The sequence below is a fragment of the Modestobacter sp. SYSU DS0511 genome (assembly GCF_054050755.1).
In genome coordinates this window covers 1-18,049 of sequence record NZ_JBJGZY010000061.1, presented here as the reverse complement: position 1 = coordinate 18,049, position 18,049 = coordinate 1, and the positions used below count along the sequence as shown (strand labels likewise).

The 18,049-nt window shown below is 74.0% G+C and carries 18 protein-coding genes; 8 read left to right on the top strand and 10 right to left on the bottom strand.

Annotation, left to right across the window (positions count from 1 at the left end):
- Nucleotides 1-325: 325 nt before the first annotated feature.
- Entirely contained in the window at nt 326-1,006 is a 681-nt protein-coding gene (locus ACI783_RS19290; protein WP_457141949.1) for an alpha-ketoglutarate-dependent dioxygenase AlkB, read from the bottom strand.
- A 53-nt stretch (nt 1,007-1,059) separates the two neighbouring features.
- Nucleotides 1,060-3,306, bottom strand: a complete 2,247-nt coding sequence (locus ACI783_RS19285; protein ID WP_457141948.1) for a RecQ family ATP-dependent DNA helicase — start codon at nt 3,304-3,306, stop codon at nt 1,060-1,062.
- Nucleotides 3,307-3,385: 79 nt separating this feature from the next.
- On the opposite strand from ACI783_RS19285, the gene ACI783_RS19280 reads away from it, so the two are divergent.
- From ACI783_RS19280 to bar, 4 genes are read left to right on the top strand one after another with little or no spacing between them, the layout of a single operon-like run.
- Nucleotides 3,386-4,213: a PHP domain-containing protein gene (locus ACI783_RS19280; RefSeq protein WP_457141947.1), complete on the top strand. Its 828-nt coding sequence runs from the start codon at nt 3,386-3,388 to the stop codon at nt 4,211-4,213.
- 52 nt (nt 4,214-4,265) lie between these two features.
- Complete coding sequence (locus ACI783_RS19275) at nt 4,266-4,718, top strand: hypothetical protein (protein WP_457141946.1); 453 nt, start codon at nt 4,266-4,268, stop codon at nt 4,716-4,718.
- A gap of 46 nt (nt 4,719-4,764) precedes the next feature.
- Entirely contained in the window at nt 4,765-5,715 is a 951-nt protein-coding gene (locus tag ACI783_RS19270) for a carbamate kinase (protein ID WP_457141945.1), read from the top strand.
- A gap of 18 nt (nt 5,716-5,733) precedes the next feature.
- On the top strand, nt 5,734-6,837 hold the full coding sequence (gene bar, locus ACI783_RS19265; protein ID WP_457141944.1) for a barbiturase: 1,104 nt from the start codon (nt 5,734-5,736) through the stop codon (nt 6,835-6,837).
- A gap of 55 nt (nt 6,838-6,892) precedes the next feature.
- Here the strand turns inward: bar and ACI783_RS19260 are convergent, their stop codons facing one another.
- The 8 genes from ACI783_RS19260 to ACI783_RS19225 all read right to left on the bottom strand — a co-directional run bounded on the left by ACI783_RS19260 (nt 6,893) and on the right by ACI783_RS19225 (nt 13,452).
- On the bottom strand, nt 6,893-7,663 hold the full coding sequence (locus ACI783_RS19260) for an SDR family NAD(P)-dependent oxidoreductase (RefSeq protein WP_457141943.1): 771 nt from the start codon (nt 7,661-7,663) through the stop codon (nt 6,893-6,895).
- Nucleotides 7,660-8,439 carry an SDR family NAD(P)-dependent oxidoreductase gene (locus ACI783_RS19255; protein ID WP_457141942.1) on the bottom strand — a complete coding sequence of 260 codons (780 nt, stop codon included), beginning with the start codon at nt 8,437-8,439 and terminating at the stop codon, nt 7,660-7,662. Before ACI783_RS19255 ends, ACI783_RS19260 begins: the two co-directional genes overlap by 4 nt.
- A 39-nt stretch (nt 8,440-8,478) precedes the next feature.
- Nucleotides 8,479-8,901: an organic hydroperoxide resistance protein gene (locus tag ACI783_RS19250; protein ID WP_457141941.1), complete on the bottom strand. Its 423-nt coding sequence runs from the start codon at nt 8,899-8,901 to the stop codon at nt 8,479-8,481.
- Between the two features lie 50 nt (nt 8,902-8,951).
- On the bottom strand, nt 8,952-9,461 hold the full coding sequence (locus tag ACI783_RS19245) for an RNA 2'-phosphotransferase (RefSeq protein ID WP_457141940.1): 510 nt from the start codon (nt 9,459-9,461) through the stop codon (nt 8,952-8,954).
- Between the two features lie 25 nt (nt 9,462-9,486).
- The gene (locus ACI783_RS19240) at nt 9,487-10,170 is read right to left on the bottom strand and encodes a lysophospholipid acyltransferase family protein (protein ID WP_457141939.1); all 684 of its coding nucleotides are present in this window, start codon (nt 10,168-10,170) and stop codon (nt 9,487-9,489) included.
- A gap of 2 nt (nt 10,171-10,172) precedes the next feature.
- A complete protein-coding gene (locus tag ACI783_RS19235) occupies nt 10,173-10,439 on the bottom strand; it encodes a hypothetical protein (protein ID WP_457141938.1) in 267 nt (88 codons plus the stop codon).
- A 134-nt stretch (nt 10,440-10,573) separates the two neighbouring features.
- Nucleotides 10,574-11,974 (bottom strand): DUF1116 domain-containing protein, encoded by a 1,401-nt coding sequence (locus ACI783_RS19230; protein WP_457141937.1) that lies wholly within the window; start codon nt 11,972-11,974, stop codon nt 10,574-10,576.
- The gene (locus tag ACI783_RS19225) at nt 11,971-13,452 is read right to left on the bottom strand and encodes an FdrA family protein (RefSeq protein WP_457141936.1); all 1,482 of its coding nucleotides are present in this window, start codon (nt 13,450-13,452) and stop codon (nt 11,971-11,973) included. Before ACI783_RS19225 ends, ACI783_RS19230 begins: the two co-directional genes overlap by 4 nt.
- A gap of 187 nt (nt 13,453-13,639) precedes the next feature.
- Between ACI783_RS19225 and ACI783_RS19220 the strand changes: the two genes are divergently transcribed.
- The 4 genes from ACI783_RS19220 to ACI783_RS19205 form a co-directional block, all read left to right on the top strand.
- Nucleotides 13,640-14,512: an FAD binding domain-containing protein gene (locus tag ACI783_RS19220; protein ID WP_457141935.1), complete on the top strand. Its 873-nt coding sequence runs from the start codon at nt 13,640-13,642 to the stop codon at nt 14,510-14,512.
- Nucleotides 14,512-15,024 carry a (2Fe-2S)-binding protein gene (locus ACI783_RS19215; protein ID WP_457141934.1) on the top strand — a complete coding sequence of 171 codons (513 nt, stop codon included), beginning with the start codon at nt 14,512-14,514 and terminating at the stop codon, nt 15,022-15,024. Before ACI783_RS19220 ends, ACI783_RS19215 begins: the two co-directional genes overlap by 1 nt.
- On the top strand, nt 15,021-17,429 hold the full coding sequence (gene cutA / locus ACI783_RS19210; RefSeq protein WP_457141933.1) for an aerobic carbon-monoxide dehydrogenase large subunit: 2,409 nt from the start codon (nt 15,021-15,023) through the stop codon (nt 17,427-17,429). Before ACI783_RS19215 ends, cutA begins: the two co-directional genes overlap by 4 nt.
- Nucleotides 17,426-18,049, top strand: a 624-nt coding sequence (locus ACI783_RS19205) for an SRPBCC family protein (protein ID WP_457141932.1), incomplete at its 3' end; no start/stop codon positions are given. The genes cutA and ACI783_RS19205, both read left to right, overlap by 4 nt.

Here is an 18,049-nt window from a genome sequence, read left to right as displayed (position 1 = left end):
ATCGCAGAACGACCAGGCCGAATGGGGGTTTAACTATATGGCACTGACTTTCGGCACGCTGTTGAGTTCTCAAGGAGCGGACGCGCACGAAACCCGACCGAATCTCTCCGGCCCTCGTTCGCGGCGGTGTTCCCCACTGTACACCGAGTTCCGCAGCGGCTCACCCTCAGGGGGTTCGGCCGGCGGTTTCCCAGGCCTTGCGGCCCGGTCCGTTCTCGCTCGGTGCAGAAGGAACATTACACGCCCTCAGAGGGCCCTGCAAACCGGGGGGTCCCGCGGGGTCTTCCGAAGACACCGAAGGGCCGCTGACCTGGGAGAACGGCCCTCAGGCCACCCCGCGGGGGCGGTACTGGACGCTGACCCTGGGTCCGACCGCCTTTGCCGTCTTCGGGATGCAGTGCTCCCAGGTTCGCTGGCAGGAGCCGCCCATGACCACCAGGTCACCGTGGCCGAGCGGGAATCGGAGGCTCTCGCCGCCACCGACCGGGCGCAGCAGGAGTGGGCGGGGCGAGCCGAAGGAGACGATCGCGACCATGGTGTCCGCCGAGCGGCTGCGCCCGATGCGGTCGCCGTGCCACGCGACGCTGTCACGACCGTCGCGGTAGAGGCACATGCCCGCCCTGACGAACGGCTCCCCGAGTTCGGGGGCGTAGTACGCGTCGAGGCTGTGCCGGGCCGCGGTGAGGAGTGGGTGCGGCAGCTGCTCGCCACCTCCGTACCAGCGCAGCAGGCGGGGCACGGCGACCTCGCGGTCGTACATCTGCCGGCGGTCGGCACGCCAGCCGATGTCGCCCAGCAGCACATCGAGCACTGCGTCCGAGCCCTCCACCCAACCGGGCAGGTGGTCGACCCAGGCGCCGCGACTCAGCTGGTGGCGGGTGACGCGACCGGCGAGCGGCGTCAGCGCCGCCTCCTCGGCGACGTCCCACATGGACGGCTGGCTCGGCCCCGTCCGGAGGCTCGGCACGAGCGTGCGAGTGCTGAGGGGGACGGGGTCCTTCTCCATGACCGGAGGCTACTCCCGGTTTCGCACAGTTGTTCGAAACCCTGTGGACAACCTCAGGCGGAGAGCGCCAGCGCGAAGGGCAGCACCGCCCCGGCCCCGGCGAGCCGCAGCTCCCGGCCCGCGACGGTCATCGTCCAGCGCGAGTCGGCCAGGTCGTCGACGAGGAGGACCGGGGCGTCGCCCAGCCGGGCGAGCTGTTCGCGCAGGTCGGGCCCGACGACGATCCGCTGCCACACCCCCGCCAGCCGGAAGGCGCTGTTGCCCCCCGGTCCGCCGGTGGGTCCGCCGTGCGCGAGGTCGAGGGTGCCGAGGTAGGGCAGCCGGCCCATGCGGGCCAGCCCCTCGGCCACTCCCGTGACCAGCGCCGGCCGCCGTCGCGAGGGCATGGCCACGACCGCTCCCGGGCGCTGCGCCCAGTCCCAGGCGCCGAGCACCCGGCCGCAGGCCTTCAGCAGCTCCTCGTCCGGCGGTGCGTCGGTGGGCAACCCCGGACGGATCACCCGGTGGCTGACGTCGTAGGCGGCGTCCGGGTCCTCCTCCAGCGGCGGGGCCTCGAGGTCGTCGGCCAGCGTCGCCACCCCGCCGACCCCGTCGTCACCGAGCAGCGTGCGCAGCCGCTGGCCCCAGCCGAGGTCGGTCAACCGGGCCACGGCCCGTCCGGTGGCGATCTGCTCACCCGGCGCGATCTTGCCCTTCACCTCGACCCCGAGCCGGTCGGCGCCCGTGGGCCACTGGGCGCGCGGCGCCAGCTCCACCCCGGGCCGGTCCAGCCGGGCGGAGGCCGCCTCGGCCGCGCCGGCCGGCACGTCGGTGGCGTACCAGGGGCCGGCGCACACGTCGCAGCGGCCGCAGGGGGCGGCGGTCGGGTCGTCGAGCGCCTCCTGCAGGAAGGCCATCCGGCATGCGGCGGTGTCGACCGGCTTGGCGTAGGTGAGCATCGACCGCTGCTCCGCCTCCCGGGTGGCGGTGACCCGGGCGTACCGGTCGGCGTCGTAGACCCACGGGACGCCGGTGGAACGCCACCCGCCCTGCACGCGCTCGACCGCGCCGTCGACGGCCAGCACCTTCAGCAGCAGTTCGAGCCGGGAGCGGCGGACGTCGGCCACGGTCTCCAGGCGGGCCACCGACCAGGCCTTGCCGTCGGCCATGGCGGTCAGCACCGCCGCCGCGTGGTCCTCCCGCGGCATCGACGAGGTGGCGAACCACTGCCAGATCGCGATGTCCTCGGGCCCGGGGAGGAGCAGCACGTCGGCGTGGTCCACCGCGCGACCCGCGCGGCCGACCTGCTGGTAGTAGCTGACCGGCGACGACGGCGCCCCCAGGTGGACGACGAACCCCAGGTCGGGCTTGTCGAAGCCCATGCCCAGCGCCGAGGTGGCGACCAGCGCCTTCACCCGGTTCTCCCGCAGCGCCTCCTCGGCGTCCTTGCGGTCGGCGTCGTCGAGCCGGCCGGTGTAGGCGCGCACCTCGTGCCCGGCGTCACGGAGCAGCGCCGCCGTCTCCTCGGCCGCGGCGACGGTGAGCGTGTAGACGATGCCGCTGCCCGGCAGGTCACCGAGGTGGGCGGCGAGCCAGGCCAGCCGCGCCCGGTCGGTGTCCAGCCGGAGCACGCCCAGGCGCAGCGAGTCCCGCGCCAGGGGACCGCGGACGGTCGTGACCTCCACCCCGCCGGCGCCGAGCTGCTCGGCGACGTCGTCGACCACCCGCTCGTTCGCCGTCGCCGTGGTGGCGAGCACCGGGGTGCCCGCGGGCAGCTGACCGAGCAGGTCGCGGATGCGCCGGTAGTCGGGGCGGAAGTCGTGCCCCCAGTCGGAGACGCAGTGCGCCTCGTCGACCACCAGCAGCCCGCACCGGTCGACCAGGCCGGGCAGCTGCTCGTCGCGGAAGCGCGGGTTGGTCAGCCGCTCCGGGGAGACCAGCAGGACGTCGACGTCGTCGGCGGCGAGCCGGGCGTTGACGTCGTCCCACTCGGTGACGTTGGAGCTGGAGATCTCCACGGCCTTGATGCCGGCCCGGGCGGCGGCCGCCACCTGATCACGCATGAGCGCGAGCAGCGGGCTCACCAACAGCGTCGGTCCGGCGCCGCGCCGCCGCAGCAGCGCGGTCGACACGAAGTAGACGGCGGACTTGCCCCACCCCGTGCGCTGCACGACCAGTGCCCGCTGCTGCCGCTCGACCAGCGCGGCCACCGCCGCGTCCTGGCCCTCGCGGAAGACCGCATCGGGGCGCCCGGTGAGCTCGCGCAGGACGCCCAGGGCCTCGTCGGCCAGTTCGGTCGAGGGAGGTGCCACCGTTGTCACGCCCCCGACCGTAGGCGTCGGCACCGACAACCGGGACCCGGTGTGCGGAGACTGTGGACGAACGGTTGGATGGCGACTGATGCTGCCGCCGGACAACCACGTGCACAGCGAGTTCTCCTGGGACACCGGGCCACGGGCCTCGCTCCTGCGGGCCTGCGCGCGCGCCGTGGAGATCGGCCTCCCCGCGATCGCCTTCACCGAGCACCTGGACTTCACGTTCTGGGACGCCGCGGACCGCGCCACCGCGCAGGGCCTGACCGACCGCCACCCGGCCAACCAGCTGCCGATCGACGTCGACCTCTACGCCGAGACGATCTGGGAGGCCCGGCAGCGCTTCCCGCAGCTGCGGGTGTGGTCGGGCGTGGAGGCCGGCGAGCCGCACCTGTTCGGGGCGAGCGTCGCCGCGCACCTCGGCGCCTCGCCGGTCGACCGCATCCTGGGGTCGCTGCACTCCCTCCCGGTCGACGGCCGGCTCATGGGCGTCAACCGGCTGCTGCACGCACCGGGCACCGACGTCGTCGCCACGATGCGCCGCTACCTCGCCGAGATGGTCGGGATGATCGAGACCAGCGACGTCTTCCAGGTGCTGGCGCACTGCGACTACCCGCGGCGCTACTGGCCCGGCGGTCGCGATGCCTACCCGGAGGCGGAGTTCGAGGAGGAGTACCGGGCGGTCTTCCGGGCGCTGGCCGGCAGCGGCCGCGCGCTCGAGGTCAACACGACCAGCCCGCTGTGGTCGGTGGAGCTGCTGCGCTGGTACCGCGAGGAGGGCGGGGACGCGGTGAGCTTCGGCAGCGACGCGCACCAGCCGTACCTGGTCGGGCAGCGCTTCGACCTCGCGGTCGACGTCGTCGAACAGGCCGGTTTCCGCCCCGGCCGGGACCGCTTCGACTTCTGGCGTCGTTGAGTAACGGAACCCGGAGGTAACGGTCCGCTCCGGGGCTGCCGAGAACACCGACGTGACCGATCTGCAGACCACCCAGGACGTCGTCTCGTTCGCGGAGATGGCCGCTGCCGGGCGCGAGCGAGTCGAGCGCCTGCACGACGAGGCCATGCAGCTGATCGCCGACCTCGCCGAGCACTGGGACGAGGCCGAGCCGGCCCTGGCGGAGCCGGACGACGTCCCCGCCCGCGACGACACGGTGGACGACGCCGCAGCCGGCGAGGAGGCCCGGGCGCAGGCCGAGGAGCCGGCCGGCGACGTCGCCGTGCACGCGGACCAGGACCAGGACGAGGACGAGGACGAGGACGAGGCTGTCGCGGAGCCCGAGGAGATCCGGGTGCTGCTGCCCTCCGAGCTCCCGGCCCTGCCACCGCTCCCGGTGCACCGGGACGCCGCCCGCCTGGCCACGGCCGTCACCGACGAGTTCGCCCTCCCCATCGAGGACGCGCACCACACGATCGCCGCCTGACGCGGGTACTTCACCGCTAAGGCATCCTGCCGCTAGGGTCCGGCGGGTGACCTCTCCCCACCGTGTGGTCGTCGCCCTGGGCGGCAACGCGATGACCGGCCCCGACGGGTCGGCCACGCCCGGTGCACAGCGTGCCGCGATCGCCGTCGCCGCAGGGCACCTGGCCGCCGTGGTCGCCACCGGGGTCGAGGTGGTGGTCACCCACGGCAACGGTCCGCAGGTGGGGAACCTGCTGGTCAAGAACGAGCTGGCCGCGCACGAGGTGCCCCCGGTCCCGCTGGACTGGAACGTCGCCCAGACCCAGGCGACGATCGGCTTCACCCTCGCCGACGAGCTGGACGCCTCGCTCGCCGCCCGCGGGCTGCCGCAGCGCACCGCGGCCCTGGTCACCCGCACGCTGGTCGACCCCGCCGACCCCGGGTTCCGGTCGCCGACCAAGCCGGTCGGCCGGCACCTGCCGCGGGACCGTGCGCAGCACTTCATCGAGCTGGGCCAGGTCTGGGAGGACCGCGGGGAACGCGGCTGGCGGCGCGTGGTCGCCTCCCCCGAGCCCCAGTCGGTCGTCGACGTCCCGGCGATCCGGGCGCTGGCCGGAGCCGGCTTCGTCGTCGTCTGCGCCGGGGGCGGCGGCGTGCCGGTGGTCGACGGCCACGACGGCGGCGCCCTCCATGGCGTCGAGGCGGTCATCGACAAGGACCTGACCGCAGCCCTGCTCGCGGCCGACCTCGACGCCGACACCCTGGTCATCGCCACCGACGTCCCCCACGTGATGGTCGACTTCGGCACGCCGGCCGCCCGGCCGCTGGGCCGGGTCACCGTCGCCGAGGTGCGGGCGCACGCCGCGGCGGGGCAGTTCGCCCGCGGCAGCATGGGCCCCAAGGTCGAGGCCGCGCTCCGCTTCGTCGACCGCCGGCCCGGCGCCCGCGCCGTCATCACCTCGCTCGAGCACATCTCCGACGCCGTCACCGACGACGTCGGCACCGTCCTGTCCGTCTGAGCCAACGAGGAGAACGCCGTGCCCGCACCGATCGAGGTCCGCAAGGTCCCGCTGCACAACGTCAGTGACGCCTCCGAGCTCGCCAAGCTCATCGACGACGGCGTCATGGAGGCCGACCGGGTCGTCGCCGTCATCGGCAAGACCGAGGGCAACGGTGGCGTCAACGACTACACCCGGATCATCGCCGACCGGGCCTTCCGCGAGGTGCTGCTGGAGAAGGGCTCGCGGAGCAAGGAGGAGGTCGGCGAGATCCCGATCGTCTGGTCGGGCGGCACCGACGGCGTGATCAGCCCGCACGCCACGATCTTCGCCACGCTGCCCGAGGAGTCGGTGGAGAAGACCGACGAGCCGCGGCTGACCGTCGGCTACGCGATGAGCGACGTGCTGCTGCCCGAGGACATCGGGCGCATCGCCATGGTGGAGAAGGTCGCCGAGGGCGTGCGCCGGGCGATGGAGGCCGCCGGGATCACCGACCCGGCCGACGTGCACTACGTGCAGACCAAGACCCCGCTGCTGACCATCGAGACGATCCGCGAGGCGAAGTCCCGCGGCAAGGACACCTACTACGACGAGCCGCACGGCTCGATGGACCTCTCCAACGGGACGACGGCGCTGGGCATCGCGGTGGCGCTGGGCGAGATCGAGATGCCGACGCAGGAGCAGGTCATGCGCGACCTGTCGCTGTACAGCGCGGTGGCGTCCTGCTCCTCGGGCGTGGAGCTGGACCGGGCGCAGATCGTCGTCGTCGGCAACGCCCGCGGGCACGGCGGCAACTACCGGATCGGCCACTCGGTGATGAAGGACGCGCTCGACCAGGACGGCATCTGGGACGCCATCCGCCAGGCCGGGCTCGACCTGCCCGAGCGGCCGCACGTCAGCGACCTCGGCGACCGGCTGGTCAACGTCTTCCTCAAGTGCGAGGCCGACCCGACCGGCTACGTGCGCGGCCGGCGCAACGCGATGCTCGACGACTCCGACGTCTTCTGGCACCGCCAGATCAAGGCCACCGTCGGCGGCGTGGCCGCATCCGTGACCGGCGACCCGGCGGTGTTCGTGTCGGTGGCCGCGGTGCACCAGGGCCCCAGCGGCGGCGGCCCGGTCGCCGCGATCATCAAGGCCTGACGGACGACGCGCGGCGCCGGTCCGGGGAGCTCCCGGGCCGGCGTCTCCCTCGCCCTCAGGGCAGCTCGACCCCGGTGAGGTCGGCGCAGGCGGCGAGCAGCCCCTCCTGGACGGCGACGTCGGATGCGACCGCAGGAGCCTCCCGGCGCCGCTGGTGGTACCAGTAGCCGCCGCTGGAACGGGCCTCCGCGTCGTCGCCGACCGCCAGCCAGGCCTGCGTGACCGGCCCCTGCGACAGGTCGTCGGGGGCGCCGGCGCCGCCCATCCTCGTCGGCACCCAGCCGGGCTCGACGGCGTTGGTCGCCACGTCGGGCCAACGCCGGGCGACGGCGAACGCGAGGACGACGTCCCACAACTTGCTGTCGGCGTAGGCCTGCGAGCCGTTCCAACGCCGCCGGGTCCACTGGAGGTCGTCCAGTGCGGAGTTGCCGCCGCGGGCCATCCCGGACCCCAAGTAGACCAGCCGCTCCGGCCGCGAGATCAGCGCGGTGAGCAGGTACGGGGCCAGCACGTTGACCGCGAAGACGTGCGCCAGGCCGTCCTCGGTCTCGATCCGCCGGGGTTCCCGGTAGCCGACGGCGGCGTTGTGCACCACCGCGTCGAAGCGGCCGAGCGCCTCGGCCTGGGATGCCACCGTCCGCATCCCGGCGATGGTGGACAGGTCACCCACGACCACGGCCTCGGCGGCGGGCAGCGCCGCCCGGGCGTCGTCGGCGCGGGAGTCGTTCCGCGCGTGCAGGGTCACGGCGTGGCCCTGGGCGGCCAGCAGCTGCCCGGCCATCAGGCCGAGCCCGTCGGTGGAGCCGGTGATCAGGACGCGGCTCACGGCAGGATCGCATCCACGTAGCCGCCGTCGACGCGCAGCGCTCCACCGGTGGTCGCCGAGGCCAGCGGGGAGGCGAGGTAGACGCACATGTTCGCGATCTCCTCGGGCTCGATCAGCCGCTGCAGCAGCGACTGCGGCCGGTGCCGGAGCATGAACTCCCGCTGGGCGTCGACCCACGGCAGGTCACGGCCGACCAGCGAGTACACGAACTCCTCGACGCCCCCGGTGTGCGTCGGCCCGGCGATCACCGAGTTGACCGTGACCCCGGTGCCGGCGGCGTCCTTGGCGAAACCGCGGGACACGGCGAGCAGCGCGGTCTTCGACATCCCGTAGTGGATCATCTCGGCCGGGATGGTCACCGCGGAGTCGCTGGCGATGTACTGCACGCGGCCCCAGCCGCGCACCTTCATCCCGGGCAGGTAGGCGCGGGTGAGGCGCACGCCGGTGAGCACGTTGACCTCGAAGTAGCGGCGCCACTCGTCGTCGGTGATCTCCAGGGCCGGCCTGGCCCCGAAGACGCCCAGGTTGTTGACCAGGACGTCGACGTCGGGCACCTGCTCGAGCAGCACCGCCGTTCCCTCGTCGGTGGTGACGTCACCGGCCACGGTGGTCACCTCGCCGTCGACCTGTCCCGCGGCGGCATCGAGCTTCGCGGCGTCCCGCCCGGTGAGGACGACGGACGCCCCGGCCGCCGCCAGGCCCCGGGCGATGGCCAGGCCGATGCCCTGCGACGAGCCGGTGACCAGCGCCCGCTTCCCGCTGAGGTCGATCTGCATGGTCACCTCAAGCCCGGCGGTGGCGGCGCCTGTTCCCGGTCAGGCGACGGTCGTCTCCAGGGTCACCGGCACGTTGCCGCGGGTGGCGTTCGAGTACGGGCACATCTGGTGCGCAGCCTCGACCAGGGCCTCCGCGGTCGCCTGGTCGACGCCGCCCAGCTCGACGTGGAGTGCGACCTCCAGCCCGAACCCGCCGTCGTCGTTGCGGCCGATGCCGACCTCGGCGGTGACCGCGGAGTCGGAGATCGGCGCCTTCCGCTGACCGGCGACCGCCTTCAGCGCCGAGTGGAAGCAAGCCGCGTAACCGGCCGCGAACAGCTGCTCGGGGTTGGTCGCCCCGCCCGGGCCGCCCATCTCCTTGGGCACCGCCAGGTCGAGGTCGACGAACCCGTCGTCGGAGCGGGTGTGGCCGTTGCGGCCGTCCCCGGTCGAGGTGGCGACGGCGGTGTAGACGGCGGGCATCGGGACCTCCTGGCTCGGGTGCGGACCACGCACTCCTGCCCGGCCGTTGCTCAGTCCAAGCGCTGCAGGTGGCGTGGCGGGACGGCGTCGACCAGCCAGACCCCGTTGGCCGAGCGGGTGAAGGCGGCGCCGTCCCGGACCATCGCCGCTGCGTCCACCCGCAGCACGACGGGTGTCCCCCGCCGTGCGCCGACCCTGCGGGCCGTCGCCACGTCGGCGCTCAGGTGCACCGCGTGCCGGTTCCCCGGCCCCAGCCCCTCGGCGAGGATCGCGGGGAGGAACCGCTCGACCGTGCCGTGGAACAGCTCGGCCGGCGGGGCGGTGGCGACGTAGCCCAGGTCGACCGGCACGCTGTGCCCCTGGCTGGCCCGGATCCGGGTGCCGGTGGGGTCGAGGGCGAACCGCTGCTTGTCGTTGCGGGCGACGACGTCGTCCAGCTGGGCCCGGGTGAGGTGCAGGACGACGAGCAGCTCGTCGACGTCGGCCCAGCCGGCGCCGTCCAGGGTGAGCCCGACGGCGTCCGGCCGGTGCCGCAGCACGTAGGACAGCCGCTTGCTCACCCGGACGACGTCCGGCCCGCGGCAGTCAGGCCGCCCGGCCACCGGCCTCCGCCTTGACGTCGGCGGCGTACCGGTCGACGTACTCGGCGCCGGAGAGCCGCTGCAGCTCCGACATCACCCGGTCGGTGATCTCCCGGAGGGTGGCGGCGTCTGACCCCTGCTCGCCGGAGAAGTCCAGCGGCGCACCGAACCGCACGACCACCCGGCCCGGCCGGGGCAGCCGGGCGCCCGCCGGGTACAGCGCGTAGCTGCCGATGACGGCGACCGGCACGACCGGGGCGCCGGTGGCCAGCGCCAGTCGCGCCACGCCCGTCTTGCCGCGGTGCAGCCGGCCGTCGGGCGACCGGGTGCCCTCGGGGTAGATGCCCAGGAGCCCACCGGCGGCCAGGACCTCCTGCCCGCGCTGCAGGGCGGCGCCGGCGGCCGAGGCCCCGCCCCGGTCCAGCGGCACCATGCCGATGCTCTCCATCAGCAGGCGCAGGGCGCGGCCGAGCAGGCCGGGCCGGGTGAAGAACTCGCTCTTGGCCAGGTACGTCACGCGCCTGCGGGTCAGCAGCGGTGGGAAGAACTGGTCGAGGGTCGAGGGGTGGTTGCCGGCGAGGATCACCGGCCCGCTGGCCGGGAGGTGCTCGAGCCCCTCGACCCGGGGGCGGAACATGCCCAGGATCAACGGCCGGGCGAGCGCCCGGACGACCGGGTAGGCGTCCACGCTCAGCGCTCGTCCGGCGCGCGGCCGGCGTGGTCGACCAGCTCCGCGGCGCTGCCGGGCTGCCCGTGCATGCGCGCGCAGGAGGCGCAGCAGAAGAAGACGCCGTCGGCCTCGACACCGTGGCCGACCACCTTGACGCCGCAGTGCTCGCAGACCGGCGCCAGCGCGTGGATGGCGCACTCGAAGCTGTCGAAGGTGTGCACCGCGCCGGCGGCGTGCACCTCGAAGCTGAGCCGGTAGTCGTTGCCGCAGACCTCGCAGCTGGCCATGGGGCGTTCCTCTCGTCGGCGGGGACGTCGTCGAGCGCCCTACCCGGGTCGTCCCGTCACATGCGAGATCCGCGATGTCGGGGCTTCCCGAGAGCAGTTGCCCCGACGTCGCAGATTTCGTGCGCGGCGCAGGCTCAGGCGGCGCGGGACTCCTCGGCGAGGGCGGCCAGCGCCTGCTCGAAGCACTGCTGCGGGGGCTGCACCAGGCCGGCGCCCACCTGGCCGGTGCCGGCGACCCGCCCGGCCATGCCGGTGTTGATCTGCGGCAGCCAGCCGGTGCGCGCGACCTGCAGGACGTCGATCCCGGTGGGTGAGCCGCGGAAGCCGAGGATGGGGATCTGCATCGCCGGGTTCTCGGCCAGGGTGAGCTGGTACATCCGCTCCGTCGTCGCCAGCGCGTCGGGCACCGTGCCGCCGACGAACCGGACGATCGCGGGCGCGGCGGCCATGGCGAACCCGCCGATGCCGTAGGTCTCCATGATCGCCGAGTCACCGATGTCGGGGTTGGCGTCGTCCGGGCCGTAGTCGCCGAGGAACAGGCCGACCGGGGTGTTGGCCGGGCCGGTGAACCAGCGGTCGCCGGTGCCGGCGGTCTGGATGCCGAACTCGGTGCCGTTGCGGGACATCACGGTGACCATCGTCGAGCCGGGGACGTCGCGGGCGGCGTCGAGCGCGAGCTTCGCCGAGGGCATGCCGAGGTTGAGGAAGAAGTGCTCGTTGCCGCCGATGAAGGCCAGCGCGGCGGCGATGTCGGCCGACGGCGCGTCGACGGCGACGATCGCCGGGGACAGCTCGCGCAGGGTCATCAGCGACCCGGCGCGGTTGCGGTTGTGCCCCTCGTCGCCCATCTGCAGCATCTGCGCGAGCACGGCCTTGACGTCCAGCGGCTCGGTGCGCGAGCGCACGGCCTTCGACAGCAGCGGGCCCAGCACGTCGCGCATCCAGGCCAGCCGGGTGAGCACCTCGTCGTTGAAGGCGCCCATCCGCAGCACCTTGCCCAGGCCCTCGTTGAGGTTGCAGAACGCCTGCCCGCCGTGCACCGGGTCGGTGAGGCACCACATCCACATCGACGGGCTGGTCACCCCGGCCATCGGGCCGACGGTGCGGTGGTGGTGGCAGGGGTCGAGGGTGATCTCGCCGGCGGCGAGGATCCGCTCGGCCTCCTCGACGGTGGAGGCCCAGCCCTCGAACATGCAGGCGCCGATGAGCGCACCGCGCATCGGGCCGGACGCCGCCTCCCAGGTCAGCGGCGGGCCGGAGTGCAGCAGCGTGCGGTCGCCGACGTCGAGCACCTCCCGCGCGGGCCGGACGTCGACCAGGTGGGAGCCGGCGGCGAGCAGCCGCTCGACCGCCGTCCGGTTGGCCGAGGCGCGGCGCGGGTCGAGCGCGAGCTGGGCGAGGTCGCCGGCGGCGCCGAAGCCGGGCGGGCGCCAGTCGACGTCGGTGACCGACGCGCCCTGGGCCCGGACGGCTGAGGAGAAGACCTCGACCCCCGCGGCGACGATGGACGGCGCGGCCGACAGCAGGGGGTTCACGCCTGGTCTCCGATCAGGTCGAGGGCGTACCGGGTGGCCTGGGCGTTGCTGGCGAACACCGCGGCACCGGCCTCGGCGAGCGCGTCGGCCTGCCGCGACCAGCCCTGCGGATCGGCCTCGGTGCCCACCAGCGCCACGACCACCGGCAGCCCGGCGGCCTGCAGGGCGGGGGCGAGGACGGCCGCGGGGTCCGGGTCGGCGCCGTACCCGAGGACGACGTCCAGCAGCAGGACGGCGGGCTCGCGGCTCTCCGCCAGGGCGGCGATCGCCTCCAGCCGCAGCGTCGGGTCGATCATCGGGTGCGCGCGCCCCACGGTGAGCGCGTCGTCGCCGAAGTCGATGACCACGTGACCGGCCGCCCGCAGGTCGGCGCCCTGGCCGGTGTCGAGGTCGAGCTCGGGCCGCAGCGGGGTGTTGGAGCGGACGTCGCCGAGCACCGGGGCGGCCAGCAGCATCGCCTCGTCGGCGAGCGTGCCGCCGGAGTAGAAGCCCTTGAGGACGGCGCCGGTCGGGACGGCGTCGGCGGCGCCCCGTCGCGCGGGCCACTCGGGGACGGCGACGCCCAGGTCGGCCAGCAGCGCCTCGACCGCGGCGGTGAGGTCGGGGGACTCCGGTGACAGCGCGGCCGAGCGCACCGGCGTGGCCAGCTGCCCGGCGGCCTGCTGGACCCGTTCGGCCACCTCGGGCGCCGGCGGCTTGGAGACCAGCAACACCCGCTCGGTGGCCGGGTCCGCGTCCAGGGCGGCGAGCGCGTCGAGGGTGGCCAGCCCGCCGACCGCCGTCGACAGGTCGCGGCCGCCGACGCCGAGCACGTGCGAGACGCCGACGCCGGCGGCGTCGAGCAGGCAGCTGACCTGCTGGGCGCCGGTGCCGCTGGCGGCGACCAGGCCGACCGGGCCGCGGCGGACGACGTTGGCGAAGCCGAGGGCCACGCCGGAGACGATCGCGGTGCCGCAGTCGGGGCCCATGACCAGCACGCCGGCGTCGTGCGCGGCGCGCTTGAGGGCCACCTCGTGCTCGACCGGGACGCCGTCGCTGAACACCAGCACGCTGCGGCCGGCGGCGATCGCGTCGGCGGCCTCCGCGACGGCGTACGGGCCGGGGACGCTGACGATGGCCAGCGCGGGGTCGCCGGCATCAGCGAGCGCGGCGCCGACGGTGCGGGCGGGGATCGCCTGCGCCGAGCCACGGTCCTCGCGGGCGGTGAGCGCGGCCTCCACGGCGGTGACCGCGGCGGTCAGCTCGGCGTCGTCGGCGGCGCGCAGCGCGATGAGCAGCTGGTCGGGCTGCGCCTCGCCGTCCGGGGCCAGGCCCATGCCGGCGGCGAGCTCGAGGTTGAGCGGCGTGGCCATCGCGACGAGCACCGCGGTGACCCCGTCCCGGGCGCCGATCTCCCGGCTGACCTGCATCAACCGAACCGAGTCGGCGTAGACGCCACTGCGCAGGGAGACGTGCCGGACGCCCTGATGATCGTTCACCCTCGCGGACGCTACCGGAGAGATGTCTCAGCGGTGAAGTACTTGTGCGGGCCCGGGTCGGCGCAACGAAGATTTAGCACTGAGGTACTTCCGCCCCGCGGGACGGCGATGACAGAGTGACGCCTTCCCCAACCCGCGCCTCAACACCCACCCGCCCGCACCCGAGCCCGGAGGTGACCCGCAGCCGGTGAAGCCCGCTCCGTTCGGCTATGCCGACCCGACGTCCGTCGACGAGGCCCTGCGCCTGCTTGACTCCGAGGGCGCGAAGGTGCTCGCCGGTGGCCAGTCGCTGCTGCCGCTGCTGTCCATGCGCCTGGCGGCGCCGACCACGCTGGTCGACATCAACCGGGTGCCGGGGCTGGACCGGATCGAGGCCGCCGACGACGGCGTCCGGGTGGGCGCACTGGTGCGGCACGCCGCGCTGCTCGCGTCGGCCAAGGCCGCCGCCGTCCAGCCGCTGCTGGGCCGGGCGACGGCGAACGTCGCGCACCCGGCGATCCGCAACCGCGGGACGACGGTCGGCTCCATCGCCCACGCCGACCCGTCGGGGGAGATGACCGCAGTGCTGGCACTGACGGACGGGTCCGTCACGGTCGCCACCCCGGGCGGGCCGGAGACGATCGGCTGGCGCGACTTCTTCGTCGGGCCGCTGGAGACCTCGGTGCACGGGCCGGCCGTCGTCACCGAGGTGTTCTTCCCGGCGCTGCCCGACCGCTCGGGGACGGCGTTCGCCGAGATCGCCCGGCGCAAGGGCGACTACGCGGTGGCCGGCGCCGCCGTCGTCGTCACGCTGGACGCCGACCGCCGGGTCGCCGCGGCGCGGGCGGCCTACCTGTCGGTCGGGCTGGTGCCCGAGGTGCACGACCTGACCGACGCGGTGGGCGGGCAGCCCGTCGACACCGCCGACTGGACGGCGGCCGGCGAGCTGGCCCGCGGCCTGGTCGAACCGGACGGCGACCTGCACGCCAGCGCCGACTACCGCAGGCTGCTGGTGGCCACGCTGACCGCCCGCACGTTGGCCGACGCCGCGGCCGAGGCCGCCTCCCGGACGGAGCAGTGATGACCGAGCAGACCCGGCGGATCTCCGTCGTCGTGAACGGTGTTGCACGTGAAGCATCGGTCCCGGTGCGCTGGCTGCTGTCCGACGCGCTGCGGCACGAGTTCGGGCTGACCGGCACCCACGTCGGCTGCGAGCACGGGGTGTGCGGGGCCTGCACGGTGCTCGTCGACGGCGAGCCGACCCGCTCCTGCCTGGTGCTCGCGGTGCAGGTCGACGGGCACGAGGTGACCACCGTCGAGGGTCTCTCCCGGCCGGACCACCAGGGCGGGGAGGTGCTGCACCCGATCCAGGAGGCGTTCCGCGAGTGCCACGCCCTGCAGTGCGGCTTCTGCACGCCGGGCTTCCTCACCACGATCGCCGCGGGTCTGGACGCCCGCGACCCCGCGGTGCCGATCTCCGAGGAGGAGGTCGACGAGCTGGTCGGGGGCAACCTGTGCCGCTGCACCGGCTACGCCAACATCAAGAAGGCCTGCCGCCGGGCAGCCGAGACCATGCGCGAGGCGGCGACATGACCACCAAGTTCTTCGGGGAGCCGGTGCGGCGGCGTGAGGACGCCCGGCTGATCGTCGGCAAGGGCCGCTACCTCGACGACATCGGCGCGGACGCGTACGCGGCGGCGTTCGTCCGCAGCCCCTACGCGCACGCGCGGGTGGTGGACATCGACGTCGCCGACGCCCTCGACGTCGAGGGCCTGCTGGCGATCTACACCTACGAGGACCTCACCGGCCCGATGGCCGAGCCGCTGCCGGTGCTCATCCCGCACCCGCAGCTCACCGCTCCGCGCACCGGCTACCCGCTGGTTCGCGACGTCGCCCGGCACGTGGGCGAGCCGGTGGTGATGGTGGTGGCCACCGACCGGTACGTCGCCGAGGACGCCGCGGACAAGATCGCGATCACCTGGGAGGAGCTCCCGGTGGTCGTCGGGGTCGACGCCGCCGAGCGGGCCGAGGCCGTCGTCCACCCCGACGTCCCGGACAACGTCGCCGCGCGGCACCACCAGGAGACCGGCGACGTCGAGGCGGCGCTGGCCGCGTCCACGCACACGATCTCCTTCACCCAGTACTTCGAGCGCAGCGCGTCGATGCCGATGGAGGGCAAGGGCGTGCACGCCCGCTGGGACGACGCCGACTCCTCGCTGCGGGTGTACTCCAGCACCCAGGCGTCGACGTCGGTGCGGGCGGCGATCGCGGCGAAGCTGCAGCTGTCGATGGAGAAGGTCGAGGTCATCGCGCCCGACGTCGGCGGCGGGTTCGGCGTCAAGATCGTGCACCCGTGGCCGGAGGAGCTGCTGGTGCCGATGGCCGCCCGGCTGCTCGGCCACCCGGTGAAGTGGACCGAGGACCGCCGCGAGCACTTCGTCTCCAGCGCGCACGAGCGGCAGCAGCGCCAGGAGGTGACGGTCGGCTACGACGACGAGGGCCGGATCACCGCCCTCGACGTGCTGGTCTGGCACGACAACGGCGCGTACACGCCCTACGGGATCATCGTGCCGATCAACACGGCCACCCAGCTGCTCGGCCCCTACGACATCCCGGTCTACCGGGCGGTCGTGAACAGCGTCTACACCAACACCGTCGTCGTCACCCCCTACCGCGGGGCGGGCCGGCCGCAGGGCTGCTTCGCGATGGAGCGGGCGATGGACCGGATCGCGCAGGAGCGCGGGCTGGACCGGCTCGAGGTGCGGATGCGCAACCTCATCCAGGTCGACCAGTTCCCCTACGACTGGGGCCTGACGTTCCAGGACGGCCGTCCGCTGGTCTACGACTCCGGCGACTACCCCGGGATGATGGCCAAGCTGCGGGCGCTGGCCGACTGGGACGGGTTCGCCGAGCGGCGTGCGGAGTCCGAGGAGCGCGGGAAGCTGCGCGGGATCGGGCTGGCGCCGTACGTGGAGGGCACCGGGCCGGGGCCGTACGAGGGCGCCCACGTGCAGGTGCTGGGCAGCGGCAAGGTGCTGGTCTCCACCGGGCTGACGTCGCAGGGCCAGGGGCACGAGACGGTGTTCGCCCAGCTGGCGGCCGCCGAGCTCGGGGTGCCGATCGAGGACGTCCAGGTGACCACCGGTGACACCCGCCGGTTCGGGTACGCGGTGGGCACGTTCGCCTCGCGGGCCGCCGTGGTCAGCGGCAACGCGGTGGCCCAGGCGGCACGCGGGGTGCGGGAGAAGGCGCTGCGGATCGCCGCCGACGTCCTCGAGGCCGACGTGGCCGACCTGGAGATCGACGAGGGCCTGATCGGGGTCAAGGGGACGCCGGGCGCGACGATCCCGCTGCGCACGGTGGCGGTGCTGTCCAACCCGCTGCGGTACGCCTTCGACGAGGCGGCGCGGCAGGCGACCCAGTTCGCCGGGCCGGGCGACGACTCCAAGCCACCGGTGGCCGAGGGCGACGCACCGGGGCTGGAGCACACCGACTACTACTCGCCGCTGCGCTCGACCTTCGCCTCCGGCGCGCACGCCGCGGAGGTGGAGATCGACCCGGCGACGTGGGAGATCGAGATCGTCAAGTACTCGGTCGTGCACGACTGCGGCAACGTGGTGAACCCGATGATCGTCGAGGGCCAGGTGCACGGCGGGGTGGCGCAGGGCGTGGGCGGGGCGCTGTACGAGCGGATGGCCTACGACCGCGACGGCCAGCTGACCAACGCCTCGTTCATGGACTTCCTCATGCCGTACGCCAGCGAGGTGCCACCGGTGGTGATCGACCACCAGGAGACGCCGTCGCCGCTGAACAAGCTGGGCATCAAGGGCGCCGGCGAGGCCGGGGTGATCCCGGGGTCGGCGGCGATCGCCTCGGCGATCGAGGACGCGGTGGGACGGCGGATCGCGGCGATGCCGATCTCCCCCACCGAGCTGTACGACCTGGTTCGCTCGGACACCGAGCGTGTGATCAACAACCCGACTGGAGCGATGGCGTGAACCTGGACGGCAGTGCGGTGCTCTCGGCGGCCCCGGAGCAGGTGTGGTCGGTGATCACCGACCCGGCGGTGCTGGCGCGCACGATCCCCGGGTGCGAATCGCTGCAGCAGGTCGGCGAGGACAGCTACACGATGGTCGTCTCGGCCGGCGTGGGTGCGATCCGCGGCAAGTACGCCGGCGAGGTGCGGCTCAGCGACCTGTCGTTCCCCACGTCGTACGTCATGCACGCGTCGGGTTCCGGTGGACCGGGGTCGGTGCGGGCAACGGTGCAGATCAACCTGACGCCGTCCGGTGACGGGACCGAGCTGACGTACTCGGCAGACGCCGTGGTCGGCGGGGCCGTGGCCGGGGTGGGGCAGCGGATGATCACCGGCGTCGCGAAGCGGATGGCCGGGCAGTTCTTCGCCGCCATCGACAAGGAGCTGACCGAGCCGAACGTGGTCGCCGAGGTGACGCCGCTGCCGGGGGGGGGGGGGGGGGGGGGGGGGGCGCCGCGGGGGGGGGGGGGGGGGGGGGGGGGGGGGGGGGGGGGGGGGGGGGGGGGGGGGGGGGGGGGGGGGCGCGCGCGGGGCAGACAACGCCGAAGCGCAACAAAAGCAACACAAAAATCAAAACAACCA